23 protein-coding genes and 1 riboswitch are annotated in these 26306 nt (G+C 64.7%); of the genes, 9 read left to right on the top strand and 14 right to left on the bottom strand.

Features of this window, described 5'->3' with window-relative positions; all coding sequences use genetic code 11:
* Window positions 1-340: 340 nt before the first annotated feature.
* Genes QQM37_RS07805 through QQM37_RS07785 form a run of 5 tightly spaced genes read left to right on the top strand, consistent with a single transcriptional unit; the run spans window position 341 to window position 5730 of the window.
* On the top strand, window positions 341-1447 hold the full coding sequence (locus tag QQM37_RS07805; protein WP_285726261.1) for a DUF7847 domain-containing protein: 1107 nt from the start codon (window positions 341-343) through the stop codon (window positions 1445-1447).
* A complete protein-coding gene (locus tag QQM37_RS07800) occupies window positions 1444-2187 on the top strand; it encodes a DUF4129 domain-containing protein (protein ID WP_285726259.1) in 744 nt (247 codons plus the stop codon). The genes QQM37_RS07805 and QQM37_RS07800 overlap by 4 nt, the downstream gene beginning before the upstream one ends.
* Window positions 2184-3413 (top strand): DUF4350 domain-containing protein, encoded by a 1230-nt coding sequence (locus QQM37_RS07795; RefSeq protein WP_285726258.1) that lies wholly within the window; start codon window positions 2184-2186, stop codon window positions 3411-3413. The genes QQM37_RS07800 and QQM37_RS07795 overlap by 4 nt, the downstream gene beginning before the upstream one ends.
* 9 nt (window positions 3414-3422) lie before the next feature.
* The gene (locus QQM37_RS07790) at window positions 3423-4430 is read left to right on the top strand and encodes an AAA family ATPase (RefSeq protein WP_420030139.1); all 1008 of its coding nucleotides are present in this window, start codon (window positions 3423-3425) and stop codon (window positions 4428-4430) included.
* Between the two features lie 7 nt (window positions 4431-4437).
* Window positions 4438-5730 (top strand): DUF58 domain-containing protein, encoded by a 1293-nt coding sequence (locus QQM37_RS07785; protein WP_285726254.1) that lies wholly within the window; start codon window positions 4438-4440, stop codon window positions 5728-5730.
* A gap of 87 nt (window positions 5731-5817) precedes the next feature.
* On the opposite strand, the gene QQM37_RS07780 is transcribed toward QQM37_RS07785, so the two are convergent.
* From QQM37_RS07780 to QQM37_RS07735, 10 genes are all read right to left on the bottom strand, one after another.
* A complete protein-coding gene (locus QQM37_RS07780) occupies window positions 5818-6912 on the bottom strand; it encodes a uroporphyrinogen decarboxylase/cobalamine-independent methonine synthase family protein (RefSeq protein WP_285726252.1) in 1095 nt (364 codons plus the stop codon).
* 40 nt (window positions 6913-6952) lie between these two features.
* Window positions 6953-7348 carry a chorismate mutase gene (locus QQM37_RS07775; protein WP_285726250.1) on the bottom strand — a complete coding sequence of 132 codons (396 nt, stop codon included), beginning with the start codon at window positions 7346-7348 and terminating at the stop codon, window positions 6953-6955.
* A gap of 80 nt (window positions 7349-7428) precedes the next feature.
* Window positions 7429-9153 carry a dipeptide ABC transporter ATP-binding protein gene (locus QQM37_RS07770; RefSeq protein WP_285726248.1) on the bottom strand — a complete coding sequence of 575 codons (1725 nt, stop codon included), beginning with the start codon at window positions 9151-9153 and terminating at the stop codon, window positions 7429-7431.
* Entirely contained in the window at window positions 9150-10208 is a 1059-nt protein-coding gene (locus tag QQM37_RS07765; protein ID WP_285726246.1) for an ABC transporter permease, read from the bottom strand. The genes QQM37_RS07770 and QQM37_RS07765 overlap by 4 nt, the downstream gene beginning before the upstream one ends.
* 1 nt (window position 10209) lies before the next feature.
* Complete coding sequence (locus QQM37_RS07760) at window positions 10210-11295, bottom strand: ABC transporter permease (RefSeq protein ID WP_285726244.1); 1086 nt, start codon at window positions 11293-11295, stop codon at window positions 10210-10212.
* 110 nt (window positions 11296-11405) lie between these two features.
* The gene (locus tag QQM37_RS07755) at window positions 11406-13046 is read right to left on the bottom strand and encodes an ABC transporter substrate-binding protein (protein ID WP_285726242.1); all 1641 of its coding nucleotides are present in this window, start codon (window positions 13044-13046) and stop codon (window positions 11406-11408) included.
* A 246-nt stretch (window positions 13047-13292) separates the two neighbouring features.
* A complete protein-coding gene (locus tag QQM37_RS07750) occupies window positions 13293-14528 on the bottom strand; it encodes a hypothetical protein (RefSeq protein ID WP_285726240.1) in 1236 nt (411 codons plus the stop codon).
* Window positions 14529-14870: 342 nt separating this feature from the next.
* A complete protein-coding gene (locus tag QQM37_RS07745; protein ID WP_285726239.1) occupies window positions 14871-15587 on the bottom strand; it encodes a type 1 glutamine amidotransferase in 717 nt (238 codons plus the stop codon).
* A gap of 6 nt (window positions 15588-15593) precedes the next feature.
* Window positions 15594-16793: a tRNA 2-thiouridine(34) synthase MnmA gene (gene mnmA / locus QQM37_RS07740; RefSeq protein WP_285726236.1), complete on the bottom strand. Its 1200-nt coding sequence runs from the start codon at window positions 16791-16793 to the stop codon at window positions 15594-15596.
* Window positions 16790-18073: a cysteine desulfurase family protein gene (locus tag QQM37_RS07735; protein WP_285726234.1), complete on the bottom strand. Its 1284-nt coding sequence runs from the start codon at window positions 18071-18073 to the stop codon at window positions 16790-16792. The genes mnmA and QQM37_RS07735 overlap by 4 nt, the downstream gene beginning before the upstream one ends.
* Before the next feature lie 117 nt (window positions 18074-18190).
* Here QQM37_RS07735 and QQM37_RS07730 point away from each other — a divergent pair, with 117 nt between their 5' ends.
* On the top strand, window positions 18191-19420 hold the full coding sequence (locus QQM37_RS07730; protein WP_285726233.1) for an MFS transporter: 1230 nt from the start codon (window positions 18191-18193) through the stop codon (window positions 19418-19420).
* A 23-nt stretch (window positions 19421-19443) separates the two neighbouring features.
* On the opposite strand, the gene QQM37_RS07725 is transcribed toward QQM37_RS07730, so the two are convergent.
* Window positions 19444-20169, bottom strand: coding sequence for a hypothetical protein (locus QQM37_RS07725; RefSeq protein WP_285726230.1), 726 nt, complete (start codon window positions 20167-20169; stop codon window positions 19444-19446).
* 84 nt (window positions 20170-20253) lie between these two features.
* Here QQM37_RS07725 and QQM37_RS07720 point away from each other — a divergent pair, with 84 nt between their 5' ends.
* Window positions 20254-21054, top strand: coding sequence for an SGNH/GDSL hydrolase family protein (locus tag QQM37_RS07720; protein WP_285726228.1), 801 nt, complete (start codon window positions 20254-20256; stop codon window positions 21052-21054).
* A 26-nt stretch (window positions 21055-21080) separates the two neighbouring features.
* Here the strand turns inward: QQM37_RS07720 and metX are convergent, their stop codons facing one another.
* Complete coding sequence (gene metX, locus QQM37_RS07715) at window positions 21081-22241, bottom strand: homoserine O-acetyltransferase MetX (RefSeq protein WP_285726226.1); 1161 nt, start codon at window positions 22239-22241, stop codon at window positions 21081-21083.
* Complete coding sequence (locus QQM37_RS07710) at window positions 22238-23617, bottom strand: bifunctional o-acetylhomoserine/o-acetylserine sulfhydrylase (protein ID WP_285726224.1); 1380 nt, start codon at window positions 23615-23617, stop codon at window positions 22238-22240. Before QQM37_RS07710 ends, metX begins: the two co-directional genes overlap by 4 nt.
* Window positions 23618-23691: 74 nt before the next feature.
* A riboswitch (SAM riboswitch) is annotated at window positions 23692-23804 on the bottom strand.
* Window positions 23805-24000: 196 nt separating this feature from the next.
* Here QQM37_RS07710 and QQM37_RS07705 point away from each other — a divergent pair.
* Window positions 24001-24639 carry a VOC family protein gene (locus QQM37_RS07705; RefSeq protein ID WP_285726222.1) on the top strand — a complete coding sequence of 213 codons (639 nt, stop codon included), beginning with the start codon at window positions 24001-24003 and terminating at the stop codon, window positions 24637-24639.
* Window positions 24640-24658: 19 nt separating this feature from the next.
* On the opposite strand, the gene QQM37_RS07700 is transcribed toward QQM37_RS07705, so the two are convergent.
* A complete protein-coding gene (locus QQM37_RS07700; RefSeq protein WP_285726220.1) occupies window positions 24659-25459 on the bottom strand; it encodes a CPBP family intramembrane glutamic endopeptidase in 801 nt (266 codons plus the stop codon).
* 157 nt (window positions 25460-25616) lie between these two features.
* On the opposite strand from QQM37_RS07700, the gene QQM37_RS07695 reads away from it, so the two are divergent.
* A complete protein-coding gene (locus QQM37_RS07695) occupies window positions 25617-26294 on the top strand; it encodes a histidine phosphatase family protein (protein ID WP_285726218.1) in 678 nt (225 codons plus the stop codon).
* The last annotated feature ends 12 nt before the right edge of the window (window positions 26295-26306 follow it).

Below are 26306 nucleotides of genomic sequence, written 5' to 3'. Positions count from 1 at the left end.
TCCTTTGGATAGGCTGTGTGCACCGGCAACAGGTCGCCCCGGCTCGCACCGAACGCGATCGTGTGGAACGTCGTCGTCGTCAGGAGGCTGTGTGAGCGATCAGGGAGGTGCGCCTTTCCAGCCACCACTGCCACCACTGCCACCAAATGTCGCACCCGGGTCCTCCTCTGCACCGGTGGCACCGGCGCCATCCGCGGGCTGGGGTGCGCAACCACAATGGGGGCAGCAAGCGCCTCCCGCATCCGCCTGGGGGCAGCAAGCGCCTCCCGCATCCGCCTGGGGGCAGCCAGCCCAGTGGGGCGCTCAGCCACAGTGGGGCCAGCCCGTCGCGGGGTCTCCGATGAGCAGCCCCCAGGGCGGCTACATCGCACCACCGAAGCCAGGGACCGTTCCACTCCGCCCGCTGGGGGTTGGAGAACTTCTGGATGGGTCGTTCCAGACCATCCGGCGCAATGCTGCGGCCATGATCGGATCCTCGGTCCTCTTAAAGCTCTTGAGCACGATCATCACCACGATCTGCCTGGCTCTTCTTGCCGGTCCCTCGCTCAACACTCTGCTGACCGCTTCCACGCTGGGCTCCCGCAGCAACTCCTCACTCCCACAGCTGGGAACTCTTCTGGCAGGGGTGGGGATCAGCTCGCTCCTGTCCGTCGTACTGACCCTCATCATCGGAACCCTGCTGCAAGGCCTGCAAGCCATACCCGTCATGCGCGGAACGCTGAACCAGAAGACCAGATTCGGCCTTCTGTGGCGTCTGGCCAAGCCGACACTCTGGAAGCTCATCCTGCTGGGACTGTTCTACGCTGTGGCGCTGCTGATCGGGATGGGCGTGGTGGTGGGAGTGGCCTATCTGACCTTCAGCGCGGGTGGGGTTCCGGTCGGGTTCCCCGTAACGATCATTCTTGCGCTGGCAGCGATTACTCTCGCCGTCTGGGTGGGAAACAAAATCGCGCTGGCCCCGGCCGTGATGGCGGTCGAGGGCGCCGGGGTGGGCCAGGCGCTGCGACGTTCCTGGCGGCTCACCGACCGCAACTTCTGGCGAGTATTGGGGATGCTCCTACTGGCAGGACTGATCGCGAGTGTGATCGGCTCGATCGTCACAACCCCGCTGTCGCTGGTGCTCGGCCTGCTCACACCGGTTGTGGCGCCGTCGATGGACACCTCGGGCGCGGTGACCGCGGCCCTCGCGCTGCAAGCCATGAATATCGCGATTGCTTCTCTGGTCAGTGCCATTACCAGTGCTTTCCAGACCGGCGTCCTGGCGTTGCTGTATGCGGATCTGCGGATCCGTAAGGAGGGCCTGGATCTACAGCTGCTCAAGGAACTGGAAGACCTGAGCCTGCAGGCACAGTACGGCGCACCCGCAGGAACTGTCCCGGAACGCATCCCGGGCTCCGCCGCACCGTCCGCGGAATCGGCTCCGAGTGACTACCGGACGGTGCCATGAGCGGCGTAGCCTGCGTCCCTTTTCCGGTCACCGCACTGAGCAGTCTCTGGCACGCCCCGAACGGATCCTGGGACGTTCCGGTCAGCCCGGATGCCGAGCAGGCGCGCCGTTGGGCCAGCGAGGAGCTCGCTAAAAGGGCCTATCAGGATGCCAAACCGGGCTGGCTGGAGGCTGCGGGTAAGTCCTTCACGGATTTTCTCCAGTGGCTGGCAGAGCATGTGACCGGCATCGGCAACATCAACCCCGGACTCATCATGCTGGCCATCCTGATCCTGGCAGGAATCGCAGTCACCGCTGTGGTTCTGATCGTCCGGCCACGTCTGCGTTCCGCCGCGCATACCGAAGAGGGCATCTTCGAAGGAGGCGACGCGGCCGATGCCGCACGTCATCGCACGCGGGCTGCGGAGGCCGCAGCTGCCGGAGACTTCGATACGGCCGTCATCGAACTGTTCCGGGCCATGATCCGAGCCACTGCCGAACGCACCATCTTCGATCCCGAACCCGGAATGACCGCCAGCGAGGGTGCCGCCAAGCTCAGCACGGCGTTCCCCTCCGACGCCGCCAGCCTGGGATGGGCTGGTGAGCTGTTCAACCGGGTCAGGTACTCCCGGCATCGTGCGGACCGTACGGTAGCTGCCGCGGGAGACTACGAGCGGATGCGCTCGCTCGATGCAACTCTCGTGGCGAGCCGACCGAGCGAATTCAGTGGAGCCAGCCTGAACTGGGTGAGCCCGGCGTGAACGCAGTTGCCCCTGGACCGACCGGCTATGCCGGGGGTGCCGTTGAGCCGCTGGACCCGGTTCAGCCTCCCAGAACTGGCTGGCTCAAGCGCCAGCGGCTCCGGATTTTCCTGGGCCTGGCTGCGGCACTGCTGATCGGCATCGGACTGGTCTCCGCACTGTCCGGGCAGGGTCCGCGCGGCGTGCTGGATGCGCAGAATCCAGCACCAGAGGGCGGCATGGCGGTGGCGCACATCCTGCAGCAACAGGGGGTCACCGTCACTGCAACCAGCACTCTGGCTGAGACCATCAAGGACGTTTCCTCCGCCCCACGTGGCCGCACTACGGTTCTCCTGTTCCAGCGCGACATCGCCCTGACGTCCAGCCAGCTGCGCGAGTTGGCCGCCAGCGGTGCCCGGCTGGTGCTGATCACTCCGGGCCCGCTGGCGGTGCAGGCGCTCAGCCCCGAGCTGCAGGCAGCCGGCGTCATGGGCAATCCCACCGGTTCCCCTCCTGCGGGCCCGCTGACAGCTCAGTGCACGATGCCGGATGCCCAGGCTGCGGGCACCATCACCAGCCTCCACCCCCAGCTCTATACCGGTCCGACGGTCTGCTTCCCGGGTCCCGGCACCGGCGCCGGGGTGGTGGCGCAGAACGCCGGAGGGACGGTCACAGCCGTGGGTAGCCCGGAGATTCTGATGAACCGGTATCTGGATCAGGAAGGCAATGCGGCGCTGGCGCTGCGCCTGCTCGGCCACACCGACCGACTGCTCTGGTACATCCCGGGACCGGGGGATCTGCCGGAGAGCCAGCATCCCGTCTCCCCGGCCAGCCTGCTGCCACCCTGGGTTGCTTTTGTCAGCCCGTGGCTGCTGCTGGTGGGTGTTCTGGCCTGTCTCTGGAAGGGCCGGCGCCACGGACCGGTGGTGGAAGAGCCGCTCCCAGTGGTGGTCAAGGCCTCCGAGACGGCGATCGGCCGTGCCCGGCTCTACCAGAACGCGCGGGCTCTTGACCGGACGGTCGCCAGTCTGCGCACCGGGTCGCTGCGTCGACTGGCCCGGCGATACCGGCTGCCCAGCTCCGCCTCAGCCCAGGAGGTCATTGCCGCCGTCACGCTGGCGGCCCCGGCTCGTGAATCCGAGATCCGGGCGCTGCTGAGCGAAGAACCACCCCATAGTCAGGCGGCCATGGTCAGCTGGTCGCAACGCCTCGACACTCTTGAACGCCAACTTGAGAAGGAATCCTGAGCCATGAGCATGCCCGACCATCCAGCGCAGCCTCACCCTGCCCTGCAGCCTCACCCTGCCCTGCAGCCTCACCCTGCCCTGCAGGCGCTGCTTGCCGTCCGAGCCGAAGTCGCCAAGGCCGTCGTGGGCCAGGATGCCGTGGTCACCGGGCTGCTGATCGCTCTGCTCTCCCGTGGCCATGTGCTCCTCGAGGGCGTCCCGGGCGTGGCCAAGACACTGCTGGTGCGGGCGCTCTCCGCCGCCCTGAGCCTGGACACCAAACGGGTGCAGTTCACCCCGGACCTCATGCCCGGTGACATCACAGGCTCGCTAGTCTACGACGCGCACAGCTCGGAATTCAGCTTCCGGGAAGGCCCGGTGTTCACCAATATCCTGCTGGGCGATGAGATCAACCGGACGCCTCCGAAGACTCAGGCCTCGCTGCTGGAAGCGATGGAGGAGCGCCAGGTCTCGGTCGATGGCGTAAGCCGCGCGCTGCCGGTTCCGTTCATGGTCGCAGCGACCCAGAACCCGGTGGAATACGAGGGTACCTATCCCCTGCCGGAAGCGCAGCTGGATCGTTTCCTGCTCAAACTGACCATGCCGCTGCCTCCACGCGAGGAGGAGATCGAGGTGGTGCGTCGGCACAGCCTGGGCTTTGACCCGCGCGACCTTCGCGCAGCCGGAGTACAGGCCGTCGCCGGGGCCGCGGAGCTGGCCGAGGCCCGCGCCGGAGTCGCCGCTGTCGATATCGCGCCGGAAATCGTTGCCTACATCGTGGATCTGGTGCGGGCAACCCGCGCCGCACCGTCCTTCCAGCTCGGCGTCTCGCCGCGCGGTGCCACGGCGCTACTGAACACCTCCCGGGCCTGGGCCTGGTTGTCCGGCCGGAGCTTCGTCACGCCGGATGATGTGAAGGTACTGACCCTCCCGGCACTGCGACACCGGGTGAGTCTGCGCCCCGAGGCACAGATGGACGGTGTGAAGGTCGATGACGTCCTGCTAAGTATCCTGGCCACCGTGCCGGCCCCGCGCTAAGGCTCCCATGGTCATCACCGGACGGTTCGTGCTGCTGGCCGCTGCGGGTGCGCTGGCATTGTTGCTGGCGCCATCGTGGACCACGGTGTGGATCCTCTGCGCCGTGTTGGTGCTGCCGCTGGTGGTCGACGCGCTGCTCGCCGCCTCACCGCGCAAACTGCGCTTTGCCCGCCAACTGCCCGGTTCGATCCGGCTGAGCCAGAGTTGCACCGCGGAACTTTTCGTCGCCAATAAGGGCCGCCGGACGGTACGCGGCAGCCTGCGCGATGCCTGGCAGCCCTCTGCCGGGGCGACGCCAGGGCTGCTACGGCTGAGCGTCCCGAGGGGTGAGCGCCGTCGGCTGAACCTGAGCCTCACCCCGACTCGCCGCGGCGATCTACACAGCCAGACGATCACCGTCCGGTCCTTAGGCCCGCTCGGTCTGGCCGGACGGCAGCGAACCGCGGTGGTTCCCGGCCGGCTCAGAGTGCTCCCGGAATTCCGTGCCAGAAAACATCTGGCCTCCAAACTGCGCAAACTCCGGGAACTTGAAGGGCTCTCCGCCGTGCAGATTCGTGGCGCAGGCACCGAGTTCGATTCGTTGCGTGACTATGTGCGCGGCGACGATGTGCGCTCGATTGACTGGCGGGCCACCGCGCGTCGGCAGGCTGTGGTGGTGCGGACCTGGCGGCCGGAGCGGGATCGGAGGGTGGTGATCGTGGCGGACACCTCACGCACCTCTGCCGCCCGGATTCTCGACGAGCCGCGGCTGGACAGCTATCTGGAAGCGGCACTGTTGCTGGGAGTACTTGCCGATCGGGGTGGGGACCGGGTGAGTTTCCTGGCCTTCGACCGTCGGCCACGCGCCCAGGTGACGTCGGCGCAGAAGACGAATCTGCTCGGTGCCATGGTTCAGGCCATGGCACCGCTGACCTCCGAGCTGATTGAGATGGACTGGACCCAGGTTCCGAGCCAGGTCCGCCAGATGACGGCACACCGGGCCCTGGTGGTGCTGCTCACCAGCCTCGACTCCGGCGCGCTCGAGGAAGGCCTACTGCCTGTCGTCGCCCGCTTGAGCCGGGACCATGTGGTGGTAGTGGCCTCCGTCAGTGACCCGGCGCTCGAGGCGATGCGCGCTCAGCGGAAGAACAGCACCGAGGTCTACGCCGCAGCCGCCGCAGAGCGTTCTGTCCTGGACCGGGCGGCCGTGATCGCGCTGCTCAAGCAGGCCGGTGCCGAGGTGGTGGAGGCCGAACCGCAGGAGCTGCCGCCGCGGCTTGCCGACCTGTACCTGCGTCTCAAGGCTGCCGGACGGCTCTGAAGCACCTTGAACCAACTCTGGCGCCATCGAGTGCTGCATTATGTGCCGATTTTCGCCGATTTTCGGCACATAATGCAGCACTCGATGTCAGGATTGGGCCAGCTCAGTCAGCGCGGCGGCGACGGCGGTGCTGTGGCCAAGTGCAGCCTGCGCCTGTGCGGGCGTCCCCAGGCTCAGGTCCCCCGCCTCCACCAGTCGTAGCGCACCGAGGGTCTCGGCACCGAGTCCGAGTTCCCGCCAGAGTCTCCAGAAGGCGCGTGCGGTCTCCGCCACACCAGAACCACCGGGGAGACGCCCCACCGCGGGACGCGCGCCTGAGGGACGACCACCCGATGAGTTCATGCCCGGCAGGCGCAGCGTCAGTTGACGCCCCTGATCCAACCAGGCGGCCAGAGGCTCCCAGCTGGCCGGATCCCAACGGTGGGCACCCCCTTCGGCCGGATCGACCTGCACACTGTCCAGCCCGGCCTCCCTCGCCTGAGCCAGCACCTCCAGCGGGACGGCCAGGCACACCTCGCTGGCACCGGCATTGAGCAGGGCTGTTCTCATCTCCCGCCAGAGCAACTGGGCCTCAGAGCGCGGCACGGAGCGCAGGCTGCGATACCCACTGACCGTGGGAATCATACCGGCCAGGGCGCGGGCAGCCTCGGGTTCATCCACCACGACGGTCAGCCGGGTGCCCGGTGTAGCCTCGCGCACCGCTCGCAGCTGCTCCGGAAAGCCGTCGCGCTGGGACTGTGCCAGATCGCGCCGGGCCCCGGGATCCGCCAGAGCACGCTCGCCGAGCGGAAGGTGGACTCCTGCCGCAAGCGTCAGAGGTCCCACCAGATGCAGGGCCAGATCGGGTACGGTCGATTCCCGCGCACCCACGACGTCGGCCAGCGCATTGACGTCCGAGCGGAGAAAATTCCTGGCTCTGCGCCCGTCTGATCCCTCCCGCGAGGTGAGACGCCATCCGTAGGACTGCAGATCCACCGGCATCTCGACGAGCATGGCGGCGGTCCGACCAATCGGATCGGCGACGGGCCCCCGCCCGGGCAGCAACGGCAGGCTGGGCAGATGCGGGGCGCCCAGCTCTCCGAGCTGAATCCGGATCGCCTCAAGCACTTCACCGGTGGCACCACCACCGGACTCTCCACCGCCGGGCCAGAGACCTCGCGAACCCGCCCTGACCTCAGCCACCAGTCACCTCAAACACCCGTGGCCTCAGACATCTCTGCCTTCAGGCATCAGTGTGAGCCCCCGCTGCAGCCGCACCTGCGGCAGATCCCGCATGCGACTCAGAGATCGCCTGATGGTTGCGAATCACCTCGGAGATGATGAAGTTCAGGAATTTCTCGGCCAGAGCTGGGTCCAGATGGGCCTGCTCCGCCAAGCTGCGCAAGCGCTCAATCTGGGCAACCTCCCGGGCCGGATCGGCCGGGGGCAGCTGGTGCAACGCCTTGAGCACACCCACCCGCTGCGTGGCTTTGAACCGCTCGGCCAGCAGAAACACCAAGGCGGCATCGAAGTTGTCGATGCTGGATCGCATCGCCAACAGCTCCGCCATCACCTCAGGGGCCACGGTCCCGGAGAGGGAACTGGCGGTGGGGTCAAATTCGTGCTGGTTCGCGCTCATGCTTCCCAGTCTACGGAAAACCGGTCCGCGGAAAATCCGCCGGGGAATTTTTCGGTTGGCGGATTGCCCGTGAACCCCTGTCAGGCCGCGGAGTCTCCCCGACTGAGCTGCCGCCGCTCCTGGCGTCGGGCCGCCTGCTGGCGAGGATCCGGCACCGGCAAGGAGGCAATCAGACGTTTGGTGTACTCCGCCTGCGGGTTGCTCATCACCCGGGAGCCGATTCCCTGCTCCACCAGGGTTCCCCGGTACAGCACGCCCACCCAGTCAGCCAGCTGGTCCACTACGGCCAGGTCATGGCTGACGAAGAGCGCCGCGAAGCCGAACTCCTGCTGGATCTCCTTGAACAGCTCCAACACCTTGGCCTGGACGGACACATCGAGGGCGGACGTCGGCTCGTCGGCAATCAACAGCTTGGGATTCAGCGCCAGGCTGCGGGCCAGCGAGGCGCGCTGGCGCTGACCACCGGAGAGCTCATGTGGATAGCGGTCAGCGAACCCCCTGGGCAGCTGGACCGCTTCCAGAAGGTCCCCCACCCGTTTGCGCACCTGCACGGGCGAATCGGTGGTGTGCACCTGGAGGGGCTCCGCCACACACTCCCCCATGGTCAGCTGAGGATTGAAGGATGCGGCCGGGTCCTGGAAGACGAAGCCGATATCTTTGCGCAACGGTTTGAAGGTGCGCTCACGAAAATCACGCATCTCATGACCCAACACCGTCAGCGAACCGCCCGTGGTCCGGTTCAGGCCCGCAATAGCCCGTCCGATGGTGGTCTTTCCTGAGCCGGATTCGCCCACCAGGCCGAAAACCTCGCCGGCGGAGATGGTGAAACTCACCTCGTTGACCGCGCGGAAACCCGACTGCCCCAGCCTGCCGGGGTATTCAATCACCAGATCGCGTGCTTCCACCAGCACTGGTGCGTCCTGATGTGCTCGCTCTGTGCGACCGGCCGAGGCGGAATAACGCCCCAGATGTGGGACCGCCGCAAGCAGCTTCTGCGTGTATTCCTGCTGTGGGGCCGAGAAGAGCCGCTCCGCGCTCGCTTCCTCCACAACCTTGCCGTGATACATGACCACCACGCGGTCAGCCAGATCCGCCACCACGCCCATATTGTGAGTGATCAGCACGATGGCGGTACCGAAGGTATCCCGGACCTCGCGCAGAAGTTCCAGAATTTCGGCCTGGACGGTGACATCCAGTGCCGTGGTCGGCTCGTCGGCCACAATCAGCGCAGGATTGAGCGCCAGTGCGGCCGCAATCACCACCCGCTGTTTCTGCCCTCCGGAGAACTGATGCGGGTAGTAGTCCACGCGTTTCTCCGGCTCGGGAATCCCCACCTTGCGCAAGGCCTCGATCGCCGCGGTCCGGGCTTCTTTGCGGCTGACCCGGCTGCCGCCACCCATCGCACTCTGTGCAGCCCGGTGGGCCCGCAGGCCCTCTGCGATCTGCCAGCCCACGGTATACACGGGGTTGAGTGCCGTCGAGGGCTCCTGGAAGACCATGGAGACATCACGGCCGCGCACGCGGCGTAGCTCCCGGGCGGGAATGCTCACGACGTTGTGCCCGCTGACCAGCACCGCACCGGAGGCCAGTGCGGTTTCCGGCAGCAGGCCCAGGATGCTCTTGGCGGTCACGGTCTTACCGGACCCGGATTCGCCCACGATGGCGACCACCTCGCCGGGAGCGACCGACAGGGCGACATCGTCCACGGCTTTCACCTCGCCCTGGTCCGTGGCGAAGGTGACCCGGAGGTGTTCGATGTCCAGAACGTTCTTCGCGGTGCTCTCGTTCATGGCGCTGGAATTCATGCCAGTGATCCTTCTGCCGGGTTGACGGTGGCTGCCGCAGCAGATGCTGGTGACGCATCACGGTGTTTACTGGGACGGCGCCTGCCACGGAGCCGGGGGTCGGCTAGATCGTTGAGGCTTTCACCCACCAGGGTCAGCCCGAGTACCGTGAGCACAATCGCTGCGCCCGGGAAGACACCGGTCCACCAGATACCACTCGTGGCATCGGCAAGCGCCTTATTGAGGTCGAAGCCCCATTCGGCGGCTGCGGTGGGCTCGATGCCGAATCCCAGGAAGCCCAGGCCCGCAAGGGTCATGATCGCCTCGGAAGAATTCAGCGTGAAGATCAAGGGCAGCGAGCGCGTGGCATTGCCGAAGATGTGCCGGGTGATGATCCGCCAGGTAGAGGCACCGATCACCTTGGAGGACTCCACGAAGGGTTCGGCCTTGAGCCGGATGGTCTCCGCCCGGATCACCCGGAAGTACTGCGGGACGAAGACCACCGTGATGGAGATCGCCGCCGCGAAGATCCCGCCCCACAGGTCGGAGCGGCCGCCGCTGATCACGATCGACATGACGATGGCGAGCAGCAGCGAGGGAAAAGCGAAAATCGCATCCGCCACGACCACCAGAATCCGGTCGAGCCAGCCGCCCAGATAGCCGGAGAGCAGGCCCAGGATCACGCCCAGGAAGATCGAAAGCAGTACGGCGATCACGATAACGGCGATGGCGGTCTGGGCACCCCAGAGAGTGCGGGAGAACACGTCGTATCCGCCCACCGTTGTCCCCCACAGGTGCGCCGGGGAGGGCGGTGCCTGGGTGGGGAAATTCCCGTGGGCGTCGCTGATCTGGTTGAAGCCATAGGGCGCCACCAGTGGGGCGAAAATCGCTGAGAGCAGGAAAAGCCCGGTCAGCACGACGCCCACCACGAGCATGCCGCGTTGCAGGCCGACGCTGATCCGCAGTTGTGAAATGATCGGCAGCCGGGCGAGCAGGCTGCGAGTGCGGTGCCGTGCCTCTGCGGCGTGCGCAGAAGTGTTCTGCGAAGGAGTGGACGGTGTCGTCTCAGAACTCATCTCAGTACCTCACTCGGGGGTCGATCAGCGCAGCGATGACGTCCACGATGAAGTTGGTCACAGCCACCAGAACGGCAAGCAACGCCACGATGCCCTGCACCGCAACGAAATCCCTTGTGCCCAGGTACTGGGCGAGCTGGAAACCGAGCCCCTTCCATTCGAAGGTCGTCTCGGTCAGCACGGCCCCGCCCAGCAGCATCGCGATCTGCAGGCCCATCACGGTGATGATCGGGATGAGTGCCGGCTTATAGGCGTGTTTGGTGACCAGCCGGAACTCACTGACGCCACGGGAACGCCCTGCTTCGACATAGTCGCGACCCAGGGTGCCGATGACATTGGTGCGCACCAGCCGAAGGAAGATACCTCCGGTGAGCAGGCCGAGCGCCACCGCTGGCAGGATCGCGTGCAGCAGGACGTCGCCGAGCGCTGTCATATTGCCGCTGCGGATCGCATCGAGGAAATAGATGCCGGTGGGTGCGGCCAGCTGCTGGAGGGCCAGCGCGTTCTGAGTGTCGGCACGTCCGGCCACCGGGAGCCAGCCGAGCCAGACGGAAAAGATCAGTTTGAGCAGGAGCCCGGCGAAGAACACCGGGGTGGCATAGCCGAGGATGGCGAAGATGCGCAGGACGGCATCCGGCCAGCGGTCCCGAAATTTCGCGGCGACCAGGCCCAGCGGGATGCCGATCAGCAGGGCCACGATGAGCGAGAAGAAGGCCAGCTCCGCGGTGGCGGATCCGTAGGTCAGCAGAACCTGATTGATCGGCTGGTTGTCCAGGGTGTGGCCGAAGTTTCCGGTCGCGATCTGGCCAAGATACTCGAAATACTGCACGATGACGGGCCGGTCGTAGCCTGCCTCATGGATTTTGGCCTGGAGCTGCTCGGGTGGCAGCTTGCCGCCCAGCGCAGCCGTCACTGGGTCTCCGGTGATCCTCATCAGGAAGAACACCATGGTGACCAGAATGAAAATGGTGGGAATGATCAACAGGAACCTGACCAGCAGGTATTTTCCTAGTCCGCCTGAGCTGCTGCGGGCCCTGGTGGGACCCGGCTGTGCAACCTCAACGTCTGTCTCTATCAGCGCCGTCATGAGTGCGTATGCCTTTGTCTGGGCTTCATCTGGGGGCCTCTGTGGTGGAAGCCTGAACAGGCTCGGGGTGAGACGCCACTGAGCGTCTCACCCCGAGCCTGGAATGGTGACTACTTTTTGGAGATGACCGCAGCGCGGAACTTGAAGGCAGCATCAAGCGTGGTGTCCACGCCGCTGACGTTGGTTCCGGAGACTGCCACCTGGTTGCCCTGGAGCATCGGCAGAGTCGATAGGTCCTTAGCTTCCAGGTCCTGGATCTGACCAATCAGATCAGCCCGCTTCGCCTTGTCCGTCTCGACGCGCTGCTGCTGGATCAGCGTCTGCACCTGCGCATTGTCGTAGTGGTTGTGCAGGAAGTTGTCCTTGCTGAAGAACGGCGAAAGGTAGTTGTCTGCATCCGTGTAATCCGGGAACCAGCCCAGCTGGTACACCGGGTACAGATCCGCCGTGCGGTCCTTGGAATACTGGGTCCATTCGGTGGACTGCAGGTTGACCTTGAACAGGCCAGACTTGTCCAGCTGGTCCTTGATCTTGGCGTATTCGTCGCCGGAGCCAGGGCCATAGTGGTCCGGGTTGTACTGCAGATTCAGGGTCACCGGCCCGGTGACGCCGGCATCGGCCAGGACTTTCTTGGCCTTGTCCAGGCTGGGGCCGCCGGATCCGTCGCCGTACAGCGACTTCAGCGGTTCCTTCGCCCCGGGCAGGCCGGAGGCGACCGGCGAATAGACCGGGGTGTAGGTGCCCTTGTAGACATCGGTGGAGATGGCCTGGCGGTCGATCAGGTCCGCCACTGCCTGGCGCACTGCCAGAGACTTCTGCGGGCTGGCCTCCGGTGTCTTGGCGCCGAAGGGCATGGTGTTGAAGTTGAAAACCAGGTAGCGCAGCTCGCCACCGGGTCCGGTCTGGACCTTGACGTTGCTCTTGGTCTTCAGATCCCCGATGTCGGTGGCGCTCAGGCTGCGCCAGGCCACATCGATCTTGTTGGTCTGAATGTCCAGCTTGAGGTTGTTGGCGTTCGCGTAGTACTGGACGTTGACCACATCGGTCTTCGCCTTGTCGACCAGGCCTACGTAGTTGGGATTGGCCTTCAGGCTGACCAGCTGGTTCTTGGTGTAGCTGGTCACGTCGTAGGCACCGGCGAAGGGATGAGCCTTGGCGATGTCCTCATCGGTCATCAGCTTGTCCGCCGGGAAAACAGCATGATCGACAATGGGTCCGGCCGAGGAGGTGAGCACCCCGGGGAAGGTCTGGTCATTGGGCTGCTTGAGCGTGAAGACCACGGTGTTCGGATCCGGAGCCGCAACGCTGGAGAGGTTCTCCAACAGCGAGGCCGGGCCGTTTTCGTCGTTGATCTTCACGATGCGGTCAAAACTGAACTTCACATCAGTCGAATCCAGAGTGTGGCCATTGGCGAACTTGAGATTGGGCCGCAGTTTGACCGTGTACTCGGTGGGCGAGGTGAAGGAGGCCGAGGCTGCAAGGTCCGGTTCAATCTCATTGCCCTGAGGTTTGACGTTGAGCAGGAATGGGTAGACCTGGGTTTCCATGAAGAGCGAACCGTTGTCATAGGAACCTGCGGGATCCAGCGCGGTCACCTTGTCCGTGGTGCCGATGGTCAGGGAACCTCCTGACCCCGAACCAGAGCCGCCACTGCCGCTGTTCCCGGCGGGGCCGGTGCACGCAGTCAGTGCCAGCAGGGATGCGCCGGCCACCACTGCGAGGGAACGCAGCTTGAGAGTGTGTGTAGACATCGCAAACTTTCTTTCGTCGGGTATGACGCGCAGAAATCCCCCCGGCGACGCCTCGATGAGCGCAGCGCCATGTGATCCAGCACACGTACATGCTAGAGCATGCCTGCGCCGCTACTGAACAGTAGTTCGGTTTACACACGGCAAGAGTGGCGCTCCCCCGAGGTTGATTTTCCTAGGGAAACGCCACTCTAACCGAGTGCCCGGGGGGCTCACTGACCCCCCGGACTTCACCGTGTTAAGTCCTGGTTAACTCTTGCGAGACGACCGATGACGGGCCATCAGCACGGTGGTCAGACCACCGAACATCAGGAACGCTGCCGCGCCCGCAGGCCAGGCCAGATTCGTACCGGTCTGTGCCAGCACCGGAGCAGCTGCAGGTGCAGCCGCTGGAACCATGACGGTTACCGGAGGTGTGGTCACATTCACCGTGACCGGTGGAGAAGTGACCGTGACGACCACCGCCGGACAGACCGTGAATGCCCCTACCGAGCCGGTGAAGGTCACCGTCTGCGCACCGGTGAACTTGTACGCAGCACTGGCCGGAGTAGCCACTACGGTGTAGTTGCCGGTGACCTTGTCAAAGGTCACCGCGTAGGCGACTCCTGTGGTCATGGCAGGTGTCACGCTGCCATAGGTTCCACATCCACTGGTAGTGACCAACGTCGGCGCAACCGGAGTGACCACCGTGGCACATTGCAGGCCCGTCAGCTTCGCCATGACAACAACGGTGAAGATGGTCTGGGTATCTTCGTCGAAGAAGAATCCGGGCTTTGCTGTTGCTGTGGCGTAGTAGGTACCTGGCCCGTTGAACGGTCGGTTCCAGCTGAAGGTGTAACCGTCAGCCGTAGGCAAGGCAGGCAAAGAACCGTCTGCCGTACACGTAGGCGGGTTAGCTGCTCCTGGAGGAGTGACATGCTCAATCTCATGCCGACATGGCTTGGATTCACCACTCCATGTCTGACTGACCTCCGAATTCCAGGCACGTGCTTTCACCACGTAGCTATGGGAATCCGTCGGATCTCCCAGGAGATAATTCTTGTCGAAGGTGCTGCTGAAACTCTGGGTGTCAACCAGCGTTCCATCAATCCACACCCACACGGTGTTCCATTTCGGCGGCACAGCCGGCGATCCGGGTGTTGGTGCAATATAGGGCTGGCCGGGATTGTCGATCACCAACTTGGTGACGGCAGGGACGGCCGGCGTCAGAATGACGTTGGTGTCGCGATGCGTATAAGGGACGACATACGCCCAGCCCTTACCATGGTCCACGCCACGAACGATTCCGTTCCAGCCTTCCGGCTCCCACTTCAGAGCGCCAGTTTCGTGCTGGATGTACAACCACTCCTGGACATACGTGGCAGGCACAGCCGGGGTCACGATGATCGTCTTGTACGTGGGTGCGATGTACGGCTGACCGGGCGTCCCTGGGACGGCATCTTTGCCGGGAACCATGGCCGGGTAGCCTGCGAGATCTACAAACAAAGTTGAACAGTTCGACTGAACAGTTCCATGTGGTGCGATTTCCACTGCATTCGCTGCGCCTGCGCTCCAGGAAACTGAAGCGACCATCAGACCAGCAATTCCGACAACCGTCGCAAGACGCTTGCCTTTTCCCCCCAATAGGTGACGCAAAGCGTCACGCAAAAAAAACATGAAGAGCCCCCCAACTCTTTCAAAATATGGAATTACCAAGACGGCAGTAGGGGGCTGCAATCAATCCATCCGGCTCCCCCTGCCTTCTGTAGGTATAGCAGAGACGCCTTGGGTTGTCTATGAATTTAGCCAGAAAACTACAGCAATTTTGAATCGCTTCACTGCGAGATATTACCCTTGCAATTGTCTTATCTGGCGAGCTTTAGCTACCAGGCACTCACGGGAAAATTGCTGGAATATTTCGCTCGCAGCACGAGTTCTGGCGTCAATTCCCTGCATAAAATCTTTGCGGATCTTTTCTCCCTCGCCTTCCGCCAAATCCTCTGCCATCCCGCTGGCGAGCCAGGTGTCCAGCAGTTCGGCATCGAGCTCCAGATGAAACTGCAAACCGAGTGCCGAACCGTGACGAAAGGCCTGCGTACCGCAATCTTCCGTCCGGGCCAGAGAGGCCACCCCTTCGGGAAGCACGGCGTTATCGCCATGCCAGTGCACGACGTCCAGCCCGTTCAGCGCTGTCAGCTCGCCGGTGGCGGAAATGGCCGCTACACCGATCTCACGGGTGGCGGCGTGCTGCAGCCCTCCGCCCAGAGCCAGAGCGATCAACTGATGACCCAGGCAGACTCCCAGCACGGGAATCTCGCTGGCCACTGCAGCGCGGATCAGTTTCTGCTCCAGAGCCAGGGCAGGGTAGCGATCAAGGTCATCGGCATCCATCGGACCACCCATGAGCACCACGCCCGACAACTCCTCGAGGGGTGGCAGCGCCGGGTCCAGCTCCTGGAGGAGATTCCGGATCCGATACTGCACCCCCGCCAGTTCCAGAGCCCGGGCAATCAAACCCGGGCCTTCCACCGCCAGATGCTGGAGGATCAGAACATAGCTCGCCACGGGCTGCTACTCGGCGGTCAGCTGGGTAGATGCAGGCTCCGCGGAAGCCCGCTGCAGCGAGCGGGCGGCATCGATCGTCGCCTGACCCAGAACACGGGTCCCCTGATACAGCACGACCGTCTGCCCCGGCGCCACCCCACGTAATGGTTCCTTCAACCGGACCACCAGCTGCGGTCCGGTTTCTGCGACATCCCCGGACCCGGCATCCACGGACCCGGCATCTCCGCTGCCCGGCTCCATCCAGGCTGTGGCCGCCACTGGCTCGCCGTGGGCACGGACTTGGGCCATGCAGTCGAATTCCTCGCCTCGGGCCACCGCCGGAATCGGCTCCCCAGCCCAGGAGACCTTGATGCCGCGGAGGTCATCGATCGCCAGCAGCTTCTGAGGGCCCACCACCACAGTGTTGTCCTTGGGACGGATCTCCAGCACAAAGCGCGGCTTCCCGTCCGCAGCCGGGGTGCCAAGCTTCAGGCCCCGCCGCTGACCCACGGTGAACTGGTTGGCTCCCGTATGGGCACCAACGGTCGCGCCTGTTTCGTCGACGATGGCGCCCGGTGTCATCTCGATCTTCTCGGCCAGCCAGCCGGCGGTGTCGCCGTCGGAGATGAAACAGATGTCATGGCTGTCCGGCTTCTTGGCCACGGACAGGCCTCGCCGCCCGGCCTCCGCGCGTACCTCCGCCTTACTCTGGGCATCGGCCAACGGGAACATTGAGTGCTTCAGCTGCTCGTGGGTCAACACGCCCAGCACATACGACTGGTCCTTGGCCCAGTCGTTGGCGCGGTGCAGTTCAAAGTTTCCCTCGGCATCCTGCGTCACCCGGGCGTAGTGACCCGTGCAGACCGCATCGAAGCCCAGCGCCAGCGCCTTCTCCAGCAGGGCCGCGAACTTGATCCGCTCATTGCACCGCATACAGGGATTCGGGGTGCGGCCCGCAGCGTACTCGGCAACGAAGTCCTCCACCACGTCTTCTTTGAAACGCTCAGAGAAGTCCCAGACGTAGTAGGGAATGCCCAGCTTCTCGCAGGCCTTCCAGGCATCGGTGGAATCCTCGATGGTGCAGCAGCCCCGGCTGCCGGTGCGCAGGGTGCCGGGCATCCGGGACAGGGCCAGATGAACACCGACCACCTCATGCCCGGCCTCGACGGCGCGCGCCGCAGCCACCGCGGAGTCCACCCCGCCACTCATTGCCGCCAAAACCTTCATCGTTGTCCTTCGTGTCTCTGGGAGGCGTATCCCCGGGTGGCCGCCGTCTCAATCCGGGAGACGTGCCCTGCCATTCCCGCAGCGAGTGCCTGCTGATAGGCCAGCGGAAGTGCCGCCATCAAGGCGTCAACGTCCGCGGGGGTGGATGTATGCCCCAGGCTGAACCGCTGGGCCCCGCGGGCGTCCTCCTCGCTCAACCCCATCGCCAACAGAACGTGAGAGGGTCGGGGAACACCTGCTGTACAGGCCGAACCGGTGGAGGTTTCGATGCCTGCCATGTCCAGCAGGAACAGTAGCGAATCGCCCTCGCAGCCGGGGAAGGTGAAGTGGACGTTTCCTGGAAGTCTGGTGTCTGTTGCGGAAGTGGCAGGTGCGGCATCCGGCAGATCTGCCGCAAGCGGATCGGGGCCTCTCAGCACAGCAGCCGGAATCTCCTTGCGAACCCGCCGAATCAGCTCATCGCGCAGCGCGGAGATCCGTGGCAACTCCTCGTTCAGCCCGGCCACGGCGTCCTGGGCCGCAGCGGCAAAGGCTGCGATCGAGGCAGTATCCAGCGTGCCCGAGCGCACGTCGCGCTCCTGGCCACCGCCGTGTTGCACGGGAGTCACCGTCACGGAGCGGCCCAGCAGCAGGGCTCCCACGCCGACCGGACCGCCCAGTTTATGTGCGCTGATCGACATCGCAGCCAGCCCGGACTCGGAAAAACTGACAGGAACGGAGCCAAATGCCTGGACGGCGTCGGAGTGAACCGGGATGCCGTAGCTGGCGGCGAGTGCGGCAACCTCGGCCACAGGCTGAATGGCACCCATTTCATTGTTCGCCCACATCACGGTGACCAGTGCAATCGACTCCGGTTCGGCATCGAGCGCGGCACGGTAGGCCTCAAGATCCAGAACACCCTCGGCAGTGACCGGCAGCCAGACCACCCTGGCCCCTTCATGGCGCTCCAGCCACTCCACGGTGTCCTGCACCGCGTGGTGCTCAATCGAGGAAACCAGGATGGTCCGCCGTTGCGGGTCGGCCGCGCGGCGCGCCCAGTACAGGCCCTTCACCGCAAGATTGTCCGCTTCGGTGCCGCCAGAGACGAAAATCACCTCGGAGGGGTGGGCTCCGGCCGCCCGGGCCAGGTCCTCGCGCGCCGTCTCCACCACCATCCGGGCACGACGACCCGAGCCATGCAGCGACGAGGGGTTACCGCTACGGCTCAGTTCCTGGGTGAGTGCGGCCAACGCAGGCCCGGAGAGGGGTGTGGTTGCCGCATGGTCAAGGTACACGGGCACCGGACAATTCTACCGTCCAGTCCATGGACGGGATGGAAATCTGCCCTGGCGGGGTCTTAGCCTCAGAGTAGTCCATCATTCAAGACGCATTTCTCACCATATGAGATGGAGTGACTCATGCAATCCCCCGCCCGTTCTGGAGCCTCTGCACGATGGATGATGCTGGGCATCGTCGTGTTCGCCCAGGCCGTCAGCTCACTGACCGTCAACGGTACGGCGTTCCTGCTCCCGGAGCTGGATCGGCAGTGGGGGCTCGGGCTGATGTCAGCCGGCTTTCTGGTCTCCATGCCGCTGGCCGGAACGCTGTGCACGCTGGTGCTATGGGGCGCCGTCATCGACCGTATCGGTGAGCGGGCTTCGCTGACCCTGGGGCTGGCGGCTGCTGCCCTGGCGCTGGGCGCAGCCGCCCTCAGTGGTGGCCCCGTTGCTGCTGGCCTCTGGCTGTTCCTCTCCGGGGTAGCTGTCGCCTGCACCAACGCAGCCGGGGGTCGCATTGTGGTCGGCTGGTTTCCCGTTCAGCAACGCGGACTGGCCATGGGAATCCGTCAGATGGCACAACCGCTCGGCGTGGGCTGGGGGGCACTGATGCTTCCGACAGCGGGCGCGGCAACGCTCAGTACGGCCTGGTGGGTGGTGGCACTGCTGTCGCTGCTGGCAGCAGGACTCTGCTGGTTCTGGCTGCGCAATCCCGAACGCCGCGCCCGTCGTACAGACCCGGCGACGGAGAATCCCTACCGCGGCAGCAGTTTCCTGCTGCGCATCCATCTGATCTCAGCACTGCTGGTGGTGCCGCAATTCACCCTGTGGACCTTCTCGCTCATCTGGCTGCTGACCGGCCTTCACCTGGATGCTCCCGCGGCTGGCGCGGTCATCGTGGTGGCGCAGCTGACCGGGGCACTGGGACGGATAGGCGCGGGAGTCTGGTCGGATCGCTGGGGCAGCCGGGTGGCACCGCTGCGCTGGGTATCGGTCAGCACCACGGTGGCGCTCCTGTTGCTGTCCTTGAGCGCGCTACTGGCCCAGAGCGGTCCGGCGCCCGCTCCGCTGACCGTTCCCCTGGCCGTCGTTGCGCTCGTTCTGGCGTCGGCGCTCACCGTCGCGGACAACGGACTGGCCTTCACGGTGGTGGCTGAGGCGGCAGGGCCGTACTGGTCCGCCCGCGCTCTGGGCATTCAGAACACGGGGCAGTACCTGGTCTCCGCCATCGTGCCCCCTCTGGTCGGCGGTCTGCTCGGCGTGCTGAGTTTTCCGGCGACCTTCGCGCTGATCGGCATCATTCCGGCCGTGGCGACGCCGCTGGTTCCCAGCCGGGACGAGGAACGACGGGCCGTCGTCGCGGCTCACTGACACTCACTGACAGGAGAGCGTGCCTATTGGCCCGGCGGGGCGACGCTGAGCTTGTTCAGCAGCGCGGCATACGTGGCATCCAGCAGGGCATCCGTGGGGCAGGAGAGGGTGAAGACCAGGCCGGTCCCGGCGTGGTTGAACATCCGTGCGTTGTACAGGATGGCGGGATGGCCAGCGGCCGCGTTCTGCCGCCAGGACAGGAACTGCACCGAGGGCGTGGGCTTGGACAGGTCCTGCCCCCAGCGCATCGTGGTCTCCTTGAGCACCTCGGGCAGCACCGACGGCATCAGGAAATGGAACAAGGCCCTGGTGGAGGCCAGATCGTCCTCGGCCGTCATGAGCGGCTGCTGATTGACCGTGAACCAATGGCTCTCGGTGCAGCTATTGACGTTCTGATATTCCGTCCATCCGCCTTGGTTCAGCCGGGCAGCCTTCCATTCGGCGGGCGGCGTCTCGTTTCCCGTGGATGTCACCTCGGGGACGTGATCGTTCCAGCCCACCGGGACGCCGATCGACAACGTGTTGCCCGCAGCCCATGTCATGTCCTTGGCGGCGACCGCGGCGGCATCGTGCCCCGGAAGGATGGTCGGTGCAGCATACGATGGCGTCGGGCTGGCCGATCGGGACGAGGTGTCCTCCGGTTGATTGACCCGGATGGTGCAACCTGCCAGGCCCACCAGGGCCAGCGCAGCGAGAACCACCAGCAGTAGCCTTCGAGGTCTGGTCCGGGAGAAACGACTGAATGTCACTGCATCAGTTTATCCCGATACACCCAACGATGGCGTAACACCGATGGCACTGCTCACCCACTGCCGGTGCGGCAGGATAGGGGTGTGACTGATTCTGAAATTTCACCCCGTCATCCATGGAATCGTTATGTGGCCCTGGGCGATTCTTTTACCGAGGGGATCGGCGATCCCGAACCCCGCAGCCCGGGCGGGCACCGCGGCTGGGCCGACCGCCTCGCAGAGGAACTCGGGCGCGGGCACACAGATTTCGCCTACGCCAACCTGGCCATTCGCGGCCGACTGCTGCATCAGATCCTTCAGGAACAGCTGGAGCCGGCCATCGCTCTGCAGCCCGATCTGGTCACCGTCTCTGCCGGTGGGAACGATCTGATCCGCCCCGGTGGCGACCCGGATGCCCTGGCAGAGGCGCTCGATGCCGCCGTGGGACTGCTCTCCGATGCCGGTGCCACGGTGCTGATCTTCAATGGCCCGGACGTACGGCAGACCCCGGTCCTGAACCTGATCCGTGGCAAGGTCGCCATCTACAACGAGAATCTGCGCACCGTCGCGGCCCGCCATGACGCGATCGTCGCAGATATGTGGTCGCTGCGTGAGCTGGCGCTTCCCACCATGTGGGCCGAGGACCGTCTGCACTTCTCCCCGTTGGGCCACCACCGCATTGCGATGATGGCCCTGGATGCGCTCAACGTTCCCCATCAGCTGGAGCCGCTGACGGCAGCTGAGCTTCCCGAGAGGACCTGGCGGGAAGCCCGATCAGAGGACCTGATCTGGGCCAGGGAACACCTGATGCCCTGGGTGCTGCGGCGACTCCGCCACCAGTCTTCCGGGGACCGGATCAGTGCCAAACGCCCCACTCCGGGACCTGTGTTTCACCCCGAGGCCTGAGCACCGTTTCCGGGGGAAGATCTCATTCAGCGCAGAGCTGCGGCCACCAACGGCGCCAGCTGCTCCGTCTCGGTCAGGAATCCATCGTGGCCGATTCCCGAGTCGATCCAGTGCACCGGCTGCGGCTGAGCCAGCGCTGCTGCCAGTTCCTCACTCTGCTGAGGCAGATACAGACGATCTGACCGGACGGCCGCCAGGATGAACTTCACTCCGGCTGCGCGGGTCAGGGCCTCCGGGAGCGTCCCGCGTCCGCGGCTCACATCGTGACTCATCAGGGCCTCGGTCAGCACAATGTAGCTGTTGGCGTCGAAGCGGCCCACCAGCTTGCGGGCCTGGTGATCGAGGTAGCTCTCCACCTGGTAGCGGTGCTCCCCCACATCCTGTGCCCGTCGGGCGGACACCGGATGCTCCCCCGGCTGGGCTGAGCGGCCAAAACGGGCCGCCAGCTCAGCCTCCGAACGATAGGACAGATGAGCGATCCGACGCGCCAGTCCCAGGCCGGCCTGAGGTTGTTCGCCACCGTAGTAGTCGCCGCCCTCGAACGCCGGGTCCTGCCGGATGGCCAGCACCTGCGCCTGCGCCAGCGCGATCTGCTCCGCCGTACTCGCCGCACCCACCGCGATCACCACCACGGCTCGCACGCGCTCCGGGTAGGTGACGGCCCATTCCAGCGCCCGCGCACCACCCATCGAACCGCCGATGACGGCATACCAGCTTTGAATACCCAACGCATCCGCCAGCCGGGCCTCGGCGTAGACCGAGTCACGCAGCGTGACGAAGGGGAACCGCCCGCCCCAGGGTGCGCCGTCGGCGGCAATCGATGAGGGGCCGGTGCTTCCGTAGCAGCCGCCGATCAGATTGGCAGCCACCACAAAATACTGATCGGTGTCCAGGGCCCGCCCGGGCCCTACCAGTCCTTCCCACCAGCCGTCCTCGTCCGAATCCCCGCGACTGACGTGCGTGCTGCCGGTCAGTGCGTGGTGCACCAGAACGGCGTTGGAGGCATCAGCATTCAGCGTCCCCCAGGTCTCATAGCCCAGCGTCACGGAGGGCAGCGTCTCCCCGGATTCCAGCTCCAGCGAACCGATCTGGGCGTGAGTCAGCACTCCGTCTACCCGGCTGCTGGCCGGTGCCGGCTCGACGGTCCCAAGGTGCTCCTGGTGGCTGGGATGCACGGAAAGGCTCATGCCTGAGCTGCCTGCACCAGCTCAGCCTCGGCTGACGGCGCCGATTCCGCATGGTCCGCACGAGCGCCCCGGGCGGCTTCAAAGCCCTGGGAGAGGTCATCGAGGATGTCGTCGATGTGTTCCAGACCCACAGAGAGGCGCACCAGCGATGGCGTCACCCCGGCCACACGTTGCTGCTCTTCGGAGAGCTGGGCGTGGGTGGTAGAGGCGGGGTGGATCACCAGTGAGCGCACATCGCCCAGATTCGCCACATGCGAGTGCAAGGTCAGCCCGTCGACAAAGCGCTTGCCCGCCTCCAGACCACCCTTGATCTGGAAGGCGACCACCGCGCCGACGCCCTTGGAGCTGTACTTGCGGCCCCGCTCATACCAGGGACTGGAGGGGATGCCCGCGTAGGCAACCGAGTCGACGTCATCGTGCGCTTCCAGCCACTGCGCCACCTTGATGGCGTTCTCCACATGTCGCTCCACCCGCAGGCTCAGCGTCTCGATGCCCTGCGCGATCAGGAAGGCGTTGAACGGCGAGACGGCGGAGCCCAGGTCACGCAACAGCTGGACGCGGGCCTTGAGAATATACGCCAGGTTGGCACCCAGGATGCCGCCGACGCCCAGATCGCGAGCGTAGACCAGACCGTTGTAGGACTCATCCGGAGTGTTGAAGCCGGGGAACTTTTCCGGGTCCTGGGCAAAGTCGAAGGAGCCGCCGTCGACGATCACACCGGCAATCGCGGTACCGTGGCCGCCCAGATACTTGGTGGCCGAGTGCACCACGATGTCGGCACCCCACTCCAGCGGGCGGATCAGGTACGGGGTGGCCAGCGTGTTGTCCACGATGAGCGGCACCCCGGCCTCATGCGCCACCGCGCTGACGCCTTCGATGTCCAGAATGTCCTGGCGCGGATTGGACACGACCTCGCCGAAGAACAGTTTGGTGTTGGGCTGCACCGCTGCACGCCAGTGGTCCAGATTGTCCGGATCCTCCACAAAGGTGACCTCGATGCCGAAGCGCTTGAGCGTGTGAGCCAGAAGGTTATAGGTGCCACCGTAGAGACTCGGGCTGGACACCACATGGTCCCCGGCCTGAGCGATATTGAGAATCGCGAAGGTTTCGGCAGCCTGGCCGGAGGACAGCAGTAGCGCGGCAAGGCCCCCTTCGAGGCTGGCGATCCGCTGCTCCACGGCATCCTGGGTGGGGTTGCCGATCCGGGTGTAAATCGGCTCCAGCTCTGCGAGGGCGAAGCGGTTCGCCGCGCTCTCCGCGCTTGGAAATACGAAGGACGTGGTCTGGTAGAGCGGCAATGCCCGTGCACCCGTCAATGGATCGGGGGTCTGGCCTGCATGGATCTGACGTGTTTCAAAGGACCAGTGGTTGCTCATAATGGCTCCTCAGCCGTTTCCGGGTACGACCGACGTCCGCACCGCCTGAGGCAGGCACAGCAGATGAGGGATCGTCCTCGCGCTTGCACTTGATCGGTTGATCAAGGCCCGGTTTTCACCCAGGGCACCCCGCCGCGATGGAGGGTTGCCGTCCAACATGCTGGGGCACTCGCCGCGTCCGGTGATCCGGACGGTACGGCAACGTTGGAACTCGAAACCTGTCACCAGTCTGGCCAGCAGCCCGGGTGCTGACAAGTCCATGACTGCATATGACGGCGGATGGCGCATGGAATCGTTTTTCTGACCGTTTCTGGCCGCGCACCGAGCTGAAACTTAGGGGAGCCTAAGTCGAGCTGGATGCCCATTGATGCAAAGATGTGGACATGCGCATGGACCATGTTTCTTACGCTTGCGAACCTGACGGTTTGGCTGCCACGACGGAGCGAATCGCCTCAGCACTCGGTGTCCATGCAGTGCGTGGCGGGGTCCACCCCCGGTTCGGCACCCGCAACATGATCATCCCGCTCACCGACCGCCATTATGTCGAGGTGGTCGAGGTTCTCGATCATCCTGCCTCTGACAAAGCCCCTTTCGGCCAGGCCGTCCGCGCACGCTCAGATGTGGGTGGCGGATGGATGGGCTGGTGCGTCGAGGTGGATGATCTGGCGATCTTCGAAGAACGCCTTGGCCGCTCCGCGGTGCCCGGCAACCGCAAGTTCCCCGACGGACGCGAACTCGTCTGGCAGCAGATCGGCATCAAAGGCCTGATCGCCGATCCGCAAGTTCCATACCTGCTCAAATGGGAAGGCGATGCGGGGCTGCATCCCTCCCAGGCCGCTGCGAGCACTGCCCGTCTGGCCAAGCTGACCATCGCCGGTTCTGCGGAACGGGTGACCGAGTGGCTCGGTGAATGCGTGGAGAAACCGCTGGAAGACGTGGCGGTCGAGTGGCTCGCCCCGCACGGCACCCCCGGAATCCTCAGCGTGACCTTCGAAACGCCCCAGGGCTTCGTCACCGTCTGAGCGTTCAGTCAAACCCCAGTCAGCCAAACCCTAGCTGGCGGCCAAAGACGAAGGCCGCAATGTCCAGCAGACTGTGTGCAATCACCAGCGGCATGACCCGTTTGGTCCGCGTGTAGAACCAGCCGAAGACCAGCCCCATCGCGACGTTACCCACAAACGGCCCGATCCCCTGGTACAGGTGATAACTGCCACGCAGCACCGCGCTGGCCACAATGACCCACCAGACGCTCCAGCCCATGGCACGCAACCGGGTGAACAGATAGCCCACCACCACAACTTCCTCCAGCACCGCATTGCGCACGGCGGAGAGGATCAGCACGGGCACCGTCCACCAGTAGGAATCGAGCGCATTCGGAACGATCTGCACCGTCACCCCCAGCGCGCGTCCGGCAGCGTACAGCCCCAGCGAAGGTGCCCCGATCAGGACAAAAAGTCCGAATCCCCAGAGCAGATCCCGTAGCGGTTGGTTCCAGACGGGCCTGCCCGGTGTTGACCGTGGCACGTCGAAGCCGATCGCCGCGAAGCCGCTGCGACCCGGCTTCCACAACAGGAACAGCACCAGAGCCACCGGCACCAGGGCGAAGAAGTTGCCCAGCAGCTGGTAGGTCAGATCGAAGTATTCGCTGCTCGTCGTGGAGGCATTGAGCGTGGCAGTCGCCTGGGAGATCGGTTTCCTGCTGGCCACCTCAAGCAGGTTGACCAGGGCGTACACCCCGGATTTTCCCAGTGAGAGCCCGATGACGATCAGCACCTCGGCGGCCCAGCGGCGCCTCAGGGAACTCCGCACGGGCAGCTGGTGGGGTCCGGCGGCATCGGGCATGTGCTCATCCTGCCTGAAAGCCTCCCCCAGCTGGAAATCAGCCGCTGCGTCGAGTGTCGAGATAACGCTGGAATACCGCAGGAAAACAGCATGAGCTCAACACTCGATGCGAGTTGGACGGGCCATCGAGCGGACCCGGAATCGATAGACTCTCTGAATGAGCGCTCCACGCCAGATTCTGCTGTTGCGGCATGGCCAGTCCCAGGCGAATATCGATCAGGGCCTGTACAACCGGGTGCCGGATTACCGGATCCCGCTGACCGAGCTGGGCCTCGCCCAGGCACGTGAGGCTGGCGAGGAGATCAAGCGCAGGCTGGAAGGGCAGAAAGTCTGTGTTTACGTCTCCCCCTATTTGCGCGCTTACCAGACCCTGGAAGCGCTCCAGCTCGGTGACCTGGCCGAACGGGTCATTGAGGAGCCCCGGCTACGCGAACAGGACTGGGCCAACTTCCAGCGCCAGGAAGACATTGCCGATCAGAAGGAACTGCGCAACGCCTATGGGCATTTCTTCTATCGATTCCGTGATGGCGAATCCGGTTCCGATGTCTACGACCGGATCAGTTCCTTCATGGAAACCCTGCACCGCCACTGGCAGAAGCCGGATTATGCGCCGAACACGCTGCTGGTCACCCATGGGCTCACCATGCGACTGTTCTGTATGCGCTGGTTCCACTGGTCTGTGGAGTACTTCGAATCACTGAACAACCCGGACAATGCCACCATCCGGGCGCTCATCGGAGAAGGCGGTCGGTATACTCTCAACGAGCCCTTCGCACAGTGGAAAGATGCGATCCCCACCCAGAGTGTGCTGGACGCGCCCACGCTGTACTGGTGAGCAGCGCGACCC

Source organism: Psychromicrobium xiongbiense (assembly GCF_030271165.1).
Taxonomy (GTDB): domain Bacteria; phylum Actinomycetota; class Actinomycetes; order Actinomycetales; family Micrococcaceae; genus Renibacterium; species Renibacterium xiongbiense.
The sequence above is the reverse complement of the archived record's forward strand: the minus strand, read 5'-3'. Positions and strand labels throughout refer to the sequence as shown.